The organism is Streptomyces lydicus (genome assembly GCF_004125265.1).
Lineage (GTDB): Bacteria > Actinomycetota > Actinomycetes > Streptomycetales > Streptomycetaceae > Streptomyces > Streptomyces lydicus_C.
This window is the reverse complement of record NZ_RDTE01000001.1, coordinates 88372-101481: the sequence shown is the minus strand read 5'-3', so window position 1 is coordinate 101481 and position 13110 is coordinate 88372. Positions and strand designations below refer to the sequence as shown.

At 70.0% G+C, this 13110-nt stretch carries 14 protein-coding genes; 8 read left to right on the top strand and 6 right to left on the bottom strand.

The window, feature by feature from the left end; all coding sequences use genetic code 11:
- The first annotated feature begins 11 nt into the window (after positions 1–11).
- Entirely contained in the window at positions 12–356 is a 345-nt protein-coding gene (locus D9V36_RS00485; protein ID WP_129291906.1) for a ParA family protein, read from the top strand.
- Positions 357–370: 14 nt separating this feature from the next.
- Here D9V36_RS00485 and D9V36_RS00480 read toward each other — a convergent pair whose 3' ends face one another.
- The 3 genes from D9V36_RS00480 to D9V36_RS00470 are packed head-to-tail and all read right to left on the bottom strand — an operon-like array spanning position 371 to position 2480.
- The gene (locus D9V36_RS00480) at positions 371–610 is read right to left on the bottom strand and encodes a hypothetical protein (RefSeq protein WP_129291905.1); all 240 of its coding nucleotides are present in this window, start codon (positions 608–610) and stop codon (positions 371–373) included.
- Positions 607–1302 (bottom strand): NUDIX hydrolase, encoded by a 696-nt coding sequence (locus D9V36_RS00475; RefSeq protein ID WP_241720626.1) that lies wholly within the window; start codon positions 1300–1302, stop codon positions 607–609. Before D9V36_RS00475 ends, D9V36_RS00480 begins: the two co-directional genes overlap by 4 nt.
- Positions 1303–1310: 8 nt before the next feature.
- Entirely contained in the window at positions 1311–2480 is a 1170-nt protein-coding gene (locus D9V36_RS00470) for a pyridoxal-dependent decarboxylase (protein WP_129291903.1), read from the bottom strand.
- Positions 2481–2907: 427 nt separating this feature from the next.
- On the opposite strand from D9V36_RS00470, the gene D9V36_RS00465 reads away from it, so the two are divergent.
- From D9V36_RS00465 to D9V36_RS00455, 3 genes are all read left to right on the top strand, one after another.
- Positions 2908–3267: an SH3 domain-containing protein gene (locus D9V36_RS00465; RefSeq protein WP_129291902.1), complete on the top strand. Its 360-nt coding sequence runs from the start codon at positions 2908–2910 to the stop codon at positions 3265–3267.
- Between the two features lie 185 nt (positions 3268–3452).
- Positions 3453–4169, top strand: coding sequence for a hypothetical protein (locus D9V36_RS00460; protein ID WP_129291901.1), 717 nt, complete (start codon positions 3453–3455; stop codon positions 4167–4169).
- Positions 4170–4530: 361 nt separating this feature from the next.
- The gene (locus D9V36_RS00455) at positions 4531–5814 is read left to right on the top strand and encodes an MFS transporter (protein ID WP_129291900.1); all 1284 of its coding nucleotides are present in this window, start codon (positions 4531–4533) and stop codon (positions 5812–5814) included.
- 181 nt (positions 5815–5995) lie between these two features.
- Here the strand turns inward: D9V36_RS00455 and D9V36_RS40530 are convergent, their stop codons facing one another.
- The 3 genes from D9V36_RS40530 to D9V36_RS00440 all read right to left on the bottom strand — a co-directional run bounded on the left by D9V36_RS40530 (position 5996) and on the right by D9V36_RS00440 (position 8518).
- On the bottom strand, positions 5996–6676 hold the full coding sequence (locus D9V36_RS40530) for a hypothetical protein (RefSeq protein ID WP_164992795.1): 681 nt from the start codon (positions 6674–6676) through the stop codon (positions 5996–5998).
- 243 nt (positions 6677–6919) lie between these two features.
- Complete coding sequence (locus tag D9V36_RS00445) at positions 6920–8137, bottom strand: hypothetical protein (protein ID WP_129291899.1); 1218 nt, start codon at positions 8135–8137, stop codon at positions 6920–6922.
- Positions 8138–8146: 9 nt separating this feature from the next.
- Positions 8147–8518 (bottom strand): hypothetical protein, encoded by a 372-nt coding sequence (locus D9V36_RS00440; RefSeq protein WP_129291898.1) that lies wholly within the window; start codon positions 8516–8518, stop codon positions 8147–8149.
- 480 nt (positions 8519–8998) lie between these two features.
- Between D9V36_RS00440 and D9V36_RS00435 the strand changes: the two genes are divergently transcribed.
- The 4 genes from D9V36_RS00435 to D9V36_RS00420 all read left to right on the top strand — a co-directional run bounded on the left by D9V36_RS00435 (position 8999) and on the right by D9V36_RS00420 (position 12779).
- Positions 8999–9283 carry a WhiB family transcriptional regulator gene (locus tag D9V36_RS00435; RefSeq protein WP_129291897.1) on the top strand — a complete coding sequence of 95 codons (285 nt, stop codon included), beginning with the start codon at positions 8999–9001 and terminating at the stop codon, positions 9281–9283.
- A 213-nt stretch (positions 9284–9496) separates the two neighbouring features.
- Complete coding sequence (locus D9V36_RS00430) at positions 9497–9853, top strand: helix-turn-helix domain-containing protein (protein WP_129291896.1); 357 nt, start codon at positions 9497–9499, stop codon at positions 9851–9853.
- Entirely contained in the window at positions 9850–11163 is a 1314-nt protein-coding gene (locus tag D9V36_RS00425; protein ID WP_347239692.1) for a bifunctional DNA primase/polymerase, read from the top strand. Before D9V36_RS00430 ends, D9V36_RS00425 begins: the two co-directional genes overlap by 4 nt.
- The gene (locus tag D9V36_RS00420; protein ID WP_129291894.1) at positions 11160–12779 is read left to right on the top strand and encodes a hypothetical protein; all 1620 of its coding nucleotides are present in this window, start codon (positions 11160–11162) and stop codon (positions 12777–12779) included. The genes D9V36_RS00425 and D9V36_RS00420 overlap by 4 nt, the downstream gene beginning before the upstream one ends.
- Positions 12780–13110: the final 331 nt, after the last annotated feature.

Here is a 13110-nt window from a genome sequence, read left to right as displayed (position 1 = left end):
GGAGGCTCGAAGTGCCGATCGAAAAAGGGGGCCGCGAGCCCAAGCTGACCAGCACCGCCGAGCTGGCCGCGCACCTCCTCACCGACCTCATCAGCCCTCGGAGCCAGGTGCAGGGCAAGACCAGCACCTCGTTCGAGGCGGCTCAACTCCTGGCTCAGCGCGCCGACGACCAAATCCTCGTCGTCGACATCGGCTCTCAGCGTCCTGCCGAGGCCCCGGAAACCGGCCCGAAGGCGTACACCCCGATCATCCTCGACGGCCTGCAGTCGTCCTCCTTGCCCGTTCTCCCCGGCCCTCTGCGGGAGGAAGTACGGCGCGCCCTGGGGCTCGACGCCCGCGACGACCACACCCGGTAGACACCCACGTGCACTCAGGCGCCGTCTTCCCGGGACGCTTCTTCCCTGCGGGCGGGGGCTATCCCGTCCAGTGTCTCGGAGACCTTCGCGGCGGTCTCCTGCAACCGCTCGATCGCCAACTGCCGGCGCACCTGCCGCACCACCTCATGGGCCAGGCTCGGGATGTCCACTCCGAACCTGCCACCGGGCAGCTGCTGTTCGATGGCGCGCTCCACGACTGCGACCAGTCTGTCGCGCCCTTGCACCCCCGTCATACGACCGGGCCCTCCTCGAAGAGACCTGCCTGGCGAGCCCGGAACAACATGGAAATCGTCACCGCGTCGGTGATCTGACCGGTCAGGGCCATCTGCTCCGCCTCGTCGAAGGCGACGGTGCGCACCCTGCGGATGCCGGCGCCGTACGCGCGGTCGCCGACTGCATCGATCCGGGCTGCGAACAGCAGCACGGAATCGGCCAGGATCCCGGCGTCGGGATGGGCCTCGCCAAGGCCGACCAGTTCCGCGGGCGTGGCACCGAGCTGGTCCTTCAGATGCCGGGACGCGTTGTCGGTGTCGGACAGACCCTCGGCGCCCATGCCTCGGACGATTTCCCACTGCCAGGTGCGGGCCGCGTGCCGGAAACGCTCGGTGAGAACCACGGCGCCGCCCAGCAGCGGGAGTACGGCCACCTCTGGTTCGGGCCGGGCGGCGAGCAGCCGCAGGCGACGCGCCTGCTGCCCGCCGGGCAAGACCACAGGGTCCTCGAGCACTACCCGTTCCTCGTCGTGGTGGAGGACCGCACCTTCGGTCATCGGCCACCGCATGATGCCGATCGCACCGTCGCCGGGCGGGTTGAGGAACCACGTGGGGTGGGTGTCGCGAAGATGGGCGTAGGCCGACTCCGGGGTGTGGTCCATCAGATCACCGACCTCGGCAGGCAGCATGAGCAGCGAACGGGACAAGGGCACAGCGGGGATCATGCGACAGCCTCCGACCGGGCGGCGGACAGATCGGCAGCGAGCTCGTCGACGGCCGTGTGCGTGAGGGACCCGGTCGTGACGATGCGCGCCAGGTCTCCCACGCAGTGCAGATGCCATTTGTCGACCACCCAGCCGGGGGGCCGCCCGAACGTGACGGTCAGGGAACCGGGAAAGCGCTCCGGCCGGGCGCCTGCGCGCGCGAACTGGTCGACGGCGTAGACAGCGACGCCCTGGCACCGCCGGACCAGCGCCGCCACGCCGGCCCGCCCCAGCGACCGCAGCCGCGTCCACAGCAGCAGTGCGCCCAGCCCGCCGCGCGAACAGATCACCGACCGCTCGGGCACCGCGATCCCGCAGGCCGCGGCCGGCACCTGCACACGCCGCATCAGCGAAATACCCGCCTGCCCCGGCAGGCCCAGGAGGCTGTCACCGGACAGGGAAATCGAGTGGGCGCCGTGCGCGAGCGACCACGACAGCACCTGGTCGCTGTGCGCGGCCGCCAGTCCCCCCGCGGCGGCGTCGACATGCATGTGCACCCGACCGGAAGCCACTGCGGCGGCGCGCAACTCAGCGACGTTGTCGATGGCACCGCGCAGGGGCGTGCCGCAGGTGGCCACCACCAGGGCACCCGCCTCGCGCCGCACCCGTGTCTGCAGGCGCAGATCCTCGGGATCCATCGTGCCGTCGGCCAGCGAGCGGACGGTCACCAGATTCATCCGCAGCAACTCGCAGGCCCGCGTGACGCGGGCGTGGGCCTGGTCGCAGACGTACACGGAGGCGGCGGGCAGCCGGCGGCGGGCCACGGCCAGGCCGTGCAGGAGCGCCTCGTGGGGGCAGGACGCCACATAGCCGTGGACGTCATCCGCCGAGGCCCCTGCGAGGGCGGCGAAATACGCCAGCACCGCCTCCTCGTACGGCTGGACGCCGAGGTCGAAGTCGTCGCGGGAGTACGGATCCCGCCGATGCTCGACGAACATCCCGAGCAGCGGGGCGAGCTCACCTGCCACAAGGCCCAGGTGGTCGGGAAAGCTCAGGAACCGGCGTTCGTCCCGGCACAGGGAACGGGCCAGCTGGTGCAGGTGACCGGTGTCGACCGCGGCCTCAGACGGCTGGTACCCGATGGCCAGGCTGTCCTCGAACGGGGTCGGGGCGGGCGGGGTACTCACGTCATCGGCTCCAAGGGGCAGTCAGCAGCAGGACACTCCATCTACGCGCCCCACACGCCCCTCGGGGGCGCTCGGACGGTGCGACGCCACCGGGCGGGAGGATGCGGCGCACAACCCTGCTGTGCCTCCCGTCCGACGGGCCGCACGGACCTTCGGCACACGCCGCCCGCTCGGCGAACAAGGAGTGCCGGACGCCTCCGCCCGGGACCCAGAGCGCGCCGACCCGGCAGCAGCCCTGTACACGGACGAGGAGCGCTGGTGTGCTCGCACAGGCGGCAGCCGCCCCTTCCCGCCGGGCGGCACGGCACCTCAAGTCGCCGACGCGGCACCTGGGAAGGCACCCGCGGCGCCCGTCTGCGATGCGCCGCAGTGCGCAGCATCGACCACGTAAGGCCACTTCCGCGCCACGCCTTCGAAAGGGCTCTCGATGATCCGCCGTATTGCGACACGCTCGGCCATACCCGCCGCCCTGGCCATGGCTGCTGCCGCCGCCCTGACCATCACCGCCGCCCCGGCCGCCCACGCCGCCGGCGAGAACCACCAGTGCAGCGTGAACTGGGAACCCGACTTCGGCGCCAAGGAGGCCAAGAACGCGTGGAACTACCGCAGCGGTCCCTCCACCGGTTACACCAGCCGCGGCCACCTCTACCGCGGCGACAAGCTGAAGGTCTTCTGCAGCAAGGGCAACTGGTACTACAGCCAGCTCACCGCCCGCTCCAAGTCCGGGATCCCCAAGGGCACCAAGGGATGGGTGCGGGGCGACGGGCTGGTGCACCTGGGCGGCTGACCGGCGATTCCGGCTCGGTCCCGAGTCCTCTCCTGTTGGTGTTGTCCACTCGGCTACCGAGTGGACAACACAGGAGGCACCGGGCCAATCACCTGTTTCCAAGCCCGAGGAGGTTCTCGCTTGTGCGCGAAACCCAACGACGACTTTGATCGAGTACTGAGGGCAGGGCAGAAGGGGGAACGTCGATGGCAGCGGACGAGGTCCCGGTCTCGGATCAAGCCGCACCTGCGGGGCGCCTGACGGTAAGGCAGGCCCTGCAGTTCGACGACTCCCTCTATCACCGGTTCACCGCGATCCATGAAGCAGGACATGCCGTAGTCGCCCTGGCAACGGGCGAAGCCACCATCTCCGAGTGCGTGATCGCCCAGACCGAAACCATGCCCGGGGCCGGCAGGGCCGACGCATATACACATGCCAGCGTGAACTCAGCAACTGCCCACGCCACTCTGCTGTACGGAGGGGTCCTCGCCCAACAGCGGTGGCTCCATGAACAGCAACTATGGAGCCCGCTGAGGGAAGCCGCCGTGGCCCAATTGGCAAGCCACGACTACGCAGCCCTTCAAGCAACAGGGGCGACTTCGGAGCAGCTCCGGCAGGCGCGCAGCACTGCCCAGGCCCTCCGCGACCGCCACTGGCCAGCCATCATCGCGGCGAGTGCGCTCCTGGCCCAGAACGGCAGAGTCACCGGCGACGAACTCAACGCAATACTCCGCCAGACGCCGACCATCGCCCAAGACGCAGCTCCACCGACGCTGACTTCGCCTCCCATCACCCGGGCCGAGCAGATCGCAGCCGAATCACAACGCCGAGCCTCCCGCATCCCCCAAGCTCCAGCGCCGCTGCCACACCCCCAGTCCGAGTCCCTCCACAGCCAGCAGCGCAACCACCGGCACGTGCGGTAGCCCCAACCGACAAGCACGGCCACTCGACTACGTGTCAGACCGAAACGAGCGACCTGACGGCGTCGAGGCAAGTGCGCAGGGCCGCCGCCGCGACCGGCTCGGTTCGTGCTCCGGAGTTCGGGTGCCGCGAGTCGAAGTCCCGGCGCCCTGCCTGCCGGACAGGCGCCACATGGCGGTCTGCCCACACGGGTTGCTGCGCCAGGGGGTGGGAGAAGCGACGTCCGGTGACCGCCTGAGCGGAAGCGTCGTTGAAGCCCGGTTTTGACCCTGTTGGGCTTCTGCACGGCGGCCCGTGCCGCTACGCCGTCCACATGCGCCCGCTGGGCCGGCACCCGACCCCCTTTGCAGAGGCAGGCAGGCGATGGCCCACGCGCAGGTCAGCGAAATTCCCCGCACCACCCCGGCGCCGGGCATCACCGCACAGCCACCACAGCCGCCCGCCGCCCGCGCCCCGATGCCGCCCGCCACACCGGCGCAGCCGCGCATGCCGCGCACACCGCCGTCCTTCCGCTCCGTGCTGCGGCACCGATACTGCGCCCGCCTGCTGATCGCCTCGGTCACTGGGCGCCTGTCGCTGGGCATGGTGCCCGTCACCCTGATCCTGGCTGCCCGAGCCGACGGTCATTCCCTGACAACCGCCAGCCTGCTCGCTGCGCTCTACGGCCTCGCCCCGGCGCTCGGCTTGCCCCTGCTGGGGCGGCTGGCGGACCTGCGCGGGCTGCCACTGCCTTGCTACCTGGGGGCCGCCCTGGTCACCGCTGCCCTCGGCTCCCTGGCCCTCGCAGGCACCTCCCACCTCACCTTCACCGCGGTGTGCGTCGCCCTGGCCGGAGCCGGATGCCCACCGCTGGAAGGTGCCCTGCGCTCCCTGTGGCCCACCGTGCTCCCCGACGACGCCCATGTCCGCACCGCCTACACGCTGGACTCCTCGACACAGGAGATCGTCTACGTCGCCGGTCCCGCCGCGGCCATCGTGATGGCCGGCTGGCTGTCCCCGACCGCTGCCCTGGCCTTGGCGGCCACCGCCACCCTGGTCGGCTCCCTTGCCTTCGCCGCCGCCCGCCCCGCCCGCACCTGGCGGGCCGTACCCCGCCCCCACGACCGGCTCGGTGTGCTGCGCGCGCCCGCCATGCGGCCCCTTCTGGCCGCGCTGATCTTCTTGGGGGCCACCGTAGGTGCCCTCGACGTCGCCGGCATCGCTGCGGCAGACCGGCAGCAGGTCTCCTGGCTGGCGGGCGCACTGCCCGCGGCGTTCTCCGCCGCGGGGCTGCTCGGCGGCGCCCTGTTCGCACGCTTCCAGCCGGAGCCGCGGCCGCGGCACCTCCTGCTGCTGGGAGCAGCGTTCGCGGCCTGCTGGCTCCCTCTGCTCGCCCCGCTTCCGGCCACGGTGATCCTCACCGTGGCCATGCTGCCGGGCGCCCTGTTCGTCCCCCTGCTGACCGCAGCCAGCCTGAGGGTCACCACGCTGGCACCGCGGGGAACCTCGACCGAGGCCGCCGGCTGGATGTCCAGCGCCATTCGCCTGGGCCAGGCCGGCGGCACAGCCCTGGCCGGCCTGCTCGGCGGCCACTTCGCCATCCCTCTGCTGGCCGCCGCCTTGTGCGCGCTCCTGCTCGGAGCCCGCACCGCGCCCGCACCCACGTGAACCCCCGGGGCGGACGGCGGGCAACGGGCGCGTTGCCGGAGCCTGAGCCGGCGGTGCGCTGTCCGTTCGGCTATGCGCCCGCAGGCTTTCGGGCCCGCGCCGAGACCGCGCTGCACCCGGCCAGTTGCGCGTCGCGGCCAGCGTGTACTGCCGGCCGCGACGCGCAAGGACGCTGGAGCGGCTAGACCCCCGCCGGAACCTTGCTCGCGGTCTCGGAGGCCTGATCTGCCTCGGCGCCCGAAGGAGCCTCCGGCGCGGGCACGAGCGCGGAGTACATCGCAGACCCCTTCTGGGTCGTCTTGTCGATGTCCTTCTTCTTCCAGAGACCCTCCAGGTGGTTGCGCACCAACTGCACCGAGGTCACCCGCCGGGGGTGTTCCTTCCCGAGCTCGTTGAAGACCTCACGCGCCGTGTGCGGCTCGCCGGGCTTCCTGTTGAGCAGGTCCAGGACGAGCTGGCGGACCGGCGGCTCCGCCGGCTTCTTGGCTGTCGCCTTCTTCGCCGTGCTCTGCTTTTTGGGAGCGGCGGTCTTCTTGGCGGGGGGTTTCGACTGCGCCGCCTTCTTTGCCGCCTTCGCCCGCTTGGTCTGCCGCGGCTTCGGAACGGCCCCGGACGCCTTGGCCATTTCGGATTCGGCCGGCGCGCGGGTGCTGCCGTGAAGGCGCTGCTCGCCCGCGGCCTCCTGCGGCGCCTCGGCAGTGGGTCCCGCCTGGATCTTGTTGGTCAACCAGGCCTCTTCCTCCTGGAGTTGTGCGAGACGCCTTTGAAGATCCTCCTGCTCCTTGCGGTTGGCCTCACGCGCATCGGCCAACCGCTGTACATAGTTGCTCGGGTTGGCGGTGTTCTTCGGATCGTTGGCCACGGCAGCTCCTGTACCTGGTGTCGTTGCTGCAGGATGCTACTCACCAGGCGACACGAAAGTCGCTGTCCTGCACAAGTGCCCCCTTCAGGGTCACCGCGAGGCCCAGGCGCACCCCGAGCCTTGAGCGTCGATGAGCCACCGACGCACCGACACCGGACGCGATCGCAGTTGGCCGGGCTGACCCGCCCCGCCGACACCGACAAGCGGCCCGTGGCATGCGCGGCGCGGTGCTCTCGAAGCGGTTCAGCGCCCACGACGCATGGACGGGGGCGGTATGGGCGGCTGGTGCGGCCCGGGAGTGCCGGGGACGGGGCGCGGGGCACCTTCAGATGCCTGGGGTGTGCGTCGGTCTCTGCCCCTGAGCAGCCTGTCCGCCACCTCGCGGATCTCTTCCTCGCGGCCTACAAAGGGGCTGGGAGCGCCGGCGACGGGATGCCGCTCCCCGAGAAAGTCGTAGCGGGCTCGGTACTCCGGGGAGGAATCCTGCCAGAACCGCGGGCCGATGGCGGCGTCGACCGGAGTGGGGAAGTCGACGCTATGGGTGCTCCACGGCTGCTCCGGCACCCGCCAGGACATCCTGGCCAGCTGTACCGGGATGCCGCGGCTGTTGGGGTAGGTCACCCAGGTTGCCTTGGCGTCGTGGTCAGGAACCATCGACTCAGGCAGGGGCAGAACACGCAAGGACAGGTGGGTGACAGGCTGTACGGGGGAGGAGAAGAGCTCTGCCTGGACGATGCCCTCGAACGCGGCGTGCTCGGTGGTGTGCCAGGCGACGTCATGCGGCAAATTGCCGTGACCCACGTGCTCCAGCAGGATCCGGGCCCGCTCGCCTGGATCGCGGTTGCTGTTGTGGACCAGGCGGTGCAGCCAGGGCGGCAGGCGCAGCGACATCCCGCCGTGGAGCACTTCGGAGGCGGGGTCGGGCCCGCGCGCCGGCGGTTCCCGAAACTGGCCGGAGTAGTAGAGGGCCTCATTCTCTACGTACTCGCCATACCGGTACACAGCTTCGCGGTGACCGTCGACTCCAGACATCCGGTTCGAGTAGGCGATTTCTGCCTTCTGCGCCTCGACCTCAAGGGCATCGAAATACCCGGCCCACTCGGCAGGGGGGTGGTTATGGATGTTGCGCTGCGGGTCCGGATCGGTGTACCGGTCCCACCACATCACCCCCTCCGGAGTACGCCCCCCGTGGTCGATCCACGCCGTGGGGTGGGCCGCGTAGAGCGCGTCCACCATCACCGACGCCACATGCCTGCCCTGATAGTCGGGTTGCACCTCCATATGCTGGACCGACAGGGCCTGGCCGTCGGGGTGGACGAGGAAGTCGAGCTGGCCGGCCAGCTTTCCACCGGACAGAGCCAGTATTCGCCGCCCGAACCACCCCCCGCCCACGGACGTGGTCCAGTGGGTCAGCCACAGCGACAGACCCGCCTCGTCCAACCGAGCCTCGGCCCCCGTCACGTCAGATCCCTAGTCCCTGGGGTCGGGGAGGGACACATCGGCGATCACACGGCTGCTGGCCTGCAGGACGCCCGGAAGGTTCTCCAGGCTCCTCACCACCGACTCCTCGAGCCCAGGGCGAGCCTCCGCGTCCACTTCGAGAGCGGTCTGCACGGTGACCAACCGGACCCGCGATGCCGTGGGGGCCTGGTCCCGCGGGTGGGTGACCATACGCGCCGTCGAGGAGACATCACCGCGGGCGTCGGGCTCAGCGGTCACAGGGCCGAAGATGAGCTCGCCAGCCCGGCCCAACGCCTCCATCAAACGGCTGACCGCCTCGGGAGGACCTGTCAGCTGTACCTTCGTGAAGGCGGGACCCGAGGGGTGTTCGTGGGCGCTCACTTCTGCTCCTTGCTCCTGCGACGAGGTTTTCGACGACCCTGGACACTGGTCTTTGAGAGCAACTCAGCAGGACCTCGCCCGGTTCCCTTCCCAACCGCTGGCGACGGCCCATCGCCAGCGTTCAAGAACTCCGCGGCGATGCCATCTGGCGGCGAAGCGCTGAGCCGGTGTGGGGAGCGGCATGGCTCGGCCAGGGAACGCCACGAGGTCCGTGGGCCCGCGCTCGGAGGTCACTGGTGGATTGTGCGCATCCCCCATGGCAGCCGGACACCGGGCGCGATACGCGTACCGCACGGCGGGATACGGCCCCCGAGCGTCTATCTGCCCCTCCCGCCCCGCGGGCCCGGGCGTAGAGGGCCGCAACTGGGCACAGGGGGTTCGCTGGAGTTCCGATGCGTCTGCACCGCAGTGCACCGCAGCAGTCGTGACCAGCGCGATTAAGCTCGGTGCTGTCGCCGAGCCGCGATGGGGGAGGAAGCCATGACGACCCACTGGAGCGATGACGCCGCCTGCCGCAACTCCGACCCGGAAGAGCTGTTCGCGGACAGCACCCGGCAGAGACGCGCCAAGGCCATCTGCACAGCGTGCCCGGTGCGCACACGATGCCTGGCCGAAGCCCTCGACAACGGGATCGAGTTCGGCGTGTGGGGCGGCATGACCGAGCGCGAACGCCGAGCGCTGCTCAAGCGCCAGCCCCACGTCGCCTCTTGGCGGAAGCTCCTGGAACGTGTCCGCAGCGAGCATGAACGGGCGCACAAGGGCTGACCGTTCGTCCTCGCTGACCCTCAGATGGCGGAACCGCCGCGGGCCGGCTGGGGCGCCCGGCCGCCCCGCAACCCTTGCGTGTGACTGGGAAACACGCAGGTCACACGCAAGGGTTGCGGTACGTAAAAAGTAGCTATCCGTGATGTATGGTCGGCCGGACTATACGAGAGGTATAGCAACAGGACGTTTTGAGGCCAACTGCTGGGAGGGGCCATGCCCGAGGGCACGCATTCAGTTGAGGACGTGCTGCACGAGCCGCCCACGGTCGAGGACTGGGTTCGCGACAACATCAAGGCGGTGCTCGCCGTCACGGACGAGAACCTGACCGATATCGGGGTGGTCCTTGACCTGTCGGTTGCCGTCGTCGGCCGCCGCCAGCGCGGAGTGACCCCGTGGTCGGTCGCCGAGCTCGGCAAGCTGGCCCGGCACTGGCGCATCGAGGCGTTCTTGTTGTTCTCCCGGCGGACAGCCGACGTGCTGGCCGCCCTGCCCCCCAAGCGGATCGCGCAGCTGCGCGCCGTGAAGGTCCCGTCCGCGATCACCAGGCCGAAGGCCCCGGTCGCGGCATGACATGGAAAGGGCCCGGGACCGAAGTCCCGGGCCACAAGAAGGTCTCGCGCTCTCCCTCGCTAAAGGTGCCGCGGGCCCTTCCCGATCAAGCCGTGATGCCGCGCTCCGCCTGCATCACTCCGGCCCGGAACACCCCGGGCGCCTCCTCCACTGTACTGGGGAGGAGGCGCCTGTGGGATGTCGGCGTACGGAGCGAGAGGGTGTTGCCAAGCACAACACGGCGGAAAAAGGACATTGTGCTGGCCAGAACCGAACTCCCCCCGCCCGGGGGCCCAGGCCGCGCCTCCCCCCACCACATCGCCCGCTGGTGCGCCGAACAGGGCTGGCACGTACACCCGCTCGCCCCAGGCCTGAAGATCCCCCCGGCGAATTGCATGCGCTGCCGCGAGACGATCGTGGGGGAACCCAACGAAAATTACATTCCGCACAAGCCGGAGGAGTGCCGCTGCATCGCCTCGGGCCGCCACTGTCACGGTGTGCGAGCCGCCACCACTGACTCCGATCTGATCGACAGCTGGTGGCGCGAGAACCCGACGTTCGGCATCGGAATTGCGGCCGGCCCCTCCCACCTCGTCATCGTCGACCTCGACCTGCACCAATCGATGCCGCCTGAGCGCGGGCAGATCCTGCCTGGACTCGATCTGCCCGAGGACCTCGACCCCACCACGATCCGCTCCGGGATCGACACGCTCGCCCTGCTGTGCACCCTGCGACGGGCACCGCTGCTCACCGAGTCGCCACAGACGTTCAGCGTGCGCACCCCCTCCGGCGGCCTGCATCTTTGGTACACCGTCCCCGACGGAAGCCACTGGCGTATGGACAGCCGCGGCCGCCTGGGCTGGCAGATCGACATCCGCGCCGATCGCTCCTACGCGGTCGCCCCCGGAACAACGACCCGCGACGGACTCTATTTCCCGGTGGGAGAGTGCCGGACGCCCGCTCCGCTCCCGCGCTGGCTCGCCAACGACCTCTCCCGAGTCGGGCTCAAGCACCACGCACCCGCCCGCCGCCCGGTCACCCTGCCCAACTGCGCGGCCGGCCGCGGCTACGTGGCCACTGCCGTGCGCGCGGAACTCGAAGCCGTCGCCTCCTGTCGCAGCGGCCGCAACGACCAGCTCAACAAGAGTGCCTTCGCCCTGGGGCAGTGGGTCGGTGCCGGGCTCGTGGACCGAGATGAAGCCCACCGGGCGCTGACCGAGGCGGCCCAAGCCGCCGGAGTGGACCCGCACGAAGCCAAGGCACAGTCGACGATCCGTCGCGGACTGGAAGCAGGATCGCGGGTACCGCGCCGGATCGGGGCGGCGAAGTGAGCGAGACGACCACCCAGGCCACAGTGCCCGCTCCGAGCACCGAACTCCACGAACGCCCGGCAAACGCCGGCTACCCCGGTGCCGCCCGCGCTGCTGCACTGACCGAGCACCTGCCCGAGCGAGAGGAACGGGACAAGGAGAGCGCGCGCCCCCGCCAGGCCGACATCCTGCGCCAGATCGGCGACACCGGGTACCGGTTCGTACGCAGCGACCAGACCATCTACGCGGTGCAGGTCGGCGGCGGCCCCATCGCCCGGCCCATCCGAGCTAAGGGCGGCGGCGGGGGCACTGGATCCCTGCGCCAGTGCCTGATCCGGGAGTACGTCATCAGCACCGGACGTACCCCCTCCCAGGCAGCGCTCGCCGACGCAATTGCCGCACTGGAAGCGATGGCGATGGACAGCGAGAGCCAGGACGTACACCTGCGAGTCGCTGCGGACCAGGTGGACCGGTGGACGACCTGGCTCGACCTGGGACGCAGCGACGGGCTCTCGGTGTGCATCGAGCGCGGCAGCTGGGCAGTGTTCATTCCCCAGCAGGGCGAGGGCCCACTGTGGAGGCGCAGCCGCCTGGTACACGAGCTCCCCGTCCCTGAACGTTCCCCCGGCGGCTGGCAGCACGGTGTTGAACTCCTGCGCCAGATTCTGCCGGTGAGCGCCCAGTCCTACCCGATGGTCGTCGCCTGGTGCCTGGCCGCGCTGCGCCCGGACATGCCGCGCCCTCTCGCGGGGATCCTCGGCGAGCAGGGCACCGGAAAGTCGACGCTGGCCCGGATGATGGTGCGCCTCGTCGACGGAAGCAAGGCCCACCTGCGGTCTGTGCCGAAGAGCGAGGACGACCTCGCGGTGACCACGGCGGCCGGGTGGTGCCTGGCGCTGGACAACCTCTCGGGCATGCCGGGCTGGCTCAGCGACTTCCTCTCGCGCGCGGTCACCGGAGACGCCCTGACCAAACGAGAGTTGTACTCCGACGACGACGTGGTGATCCTGATCTACCAGCGCCCGGTGCTGCTGACCAGCATCGAGATTGGTGTCCTGCAGGGCGACTTGGCCGAGCGGATGCTGCCCATCCAGCTCGAACCAATCACCGGCAAGAACCGACGCACCGAGCGGCGCCTGTGGGAGGCGTACAACGACTCGCACGCCGAGATCCTCGGTGGGCTACTCGATCTAGCCGCTCTGGTGTGGGCCAAGCTCCCCGAGGCGGCCGACCAACTCGCCGAACGCCCGCGCATGGCCGACTTCGCCGAGATGCTCTGGGCGCTGGATGCAGTCACCGGCTGGAACACTCTGGCAACCTACACGGGTGCGCAGGAAGACCTCGTTGACGACGTCATCGAGGGCGATCCGGTGGCCACATCCGTCCTTCGCTGGGCCACCATCCACCTCTCACCCTGGACCTGGGAGGGCCCGGCGGCCCAGCTGCTCAGCGAGCTTCAGGTGCCGCCGGGCACCGACAAAGAGAAGGACTGGCCGAGTACACCGGGTGTCCTGTCCGCCCGCCTGCAGCGCGCTGCCCCCGCGCTACGCCGCCGCGGGGTCGACGTCCGTAAGCTGCCGCGCACCAAGACCGGCCGCCCGCTGCGCATCTCCACCGACTCCGAAACCGGCACCTGACCTGACCTCCAAGGTCTTGGTCGGCACAGACCTCTGTGCCGACCAAGATCTGTTCTCTTCCGTATGTGGACTCCCGTGGCGTAGTCGACAAACTGGCTAAGGCTGAATCTTCTACGTATACAGCCCTCGTGCCCGGCAGGAGCACCAGGTGCTCCTGCCCTCCCCTCGGCCTGGAACAGACGCCCGGCACGCCGGCCGGGCCCTGGAGAGCGTGCGGCGGGCTGCCGTGAGTGACCTCGACAGCCCATACCGCTGCTGCCTCTGGATCGGCAGGTATCCGCCGAGCTGGTCGGCGGATACGCCAGTACCAAGGCTCGCTGTCACAGGGCTG

Bases quoted from the DNA above. Each gene is read 5' to 3' on its own strand.
- D9V36_RS00480 (WP_129291905.1), bottom strand. From the start codon at position 610: ATGACGGGGGTGCAAGGGCGCGACAGACTGGTCGCAGTCGTGGAGCGC.
- D9V36_RS00465 (WP_129291902.1), top strand. From the start codon at position 2,908: ATGATCCGCCGTATTGCGACACGCTCGGCCATACCCGCCGCCCTGGCC.
- D9V36_RS00460 (WP_129291901.1), top strand. From the start codon at position 3,453: ATGGCAGCGGACGAGGTCCCGGTCTCGGATCAAGCCGCACCTGCGGGG.
- D9V36_RS00455 (WP_129291900.1), top strand. From the start codon at position 4,531: ATGGCCCACGCGCAGGTCAGCGAAATTCCCCGCACCACCCCGGCGCCG.
- D9V36_RS00435 (WP_129291897.1), top strand. From the start codon at position 8,999: ATGACGACCCACTGGAGCGATGACGCCGCCTGCCGCAACTCCGACCCG.
- D9V36_RS00430 (WP_129291896.1), top strand. From the start codon at position 9,497: ATGCCCGAGGGCACGCATTCAGTTGAGGACGTGCTGCACGAGCCGCCC.
- D9V36_RS00425 (WP_347239692.1), top strand. From the start codon at position 9,850: ATGACATGGAAAGGGCCCGGGACCGAAGTCCCGGGCCACAAGAAGGTC.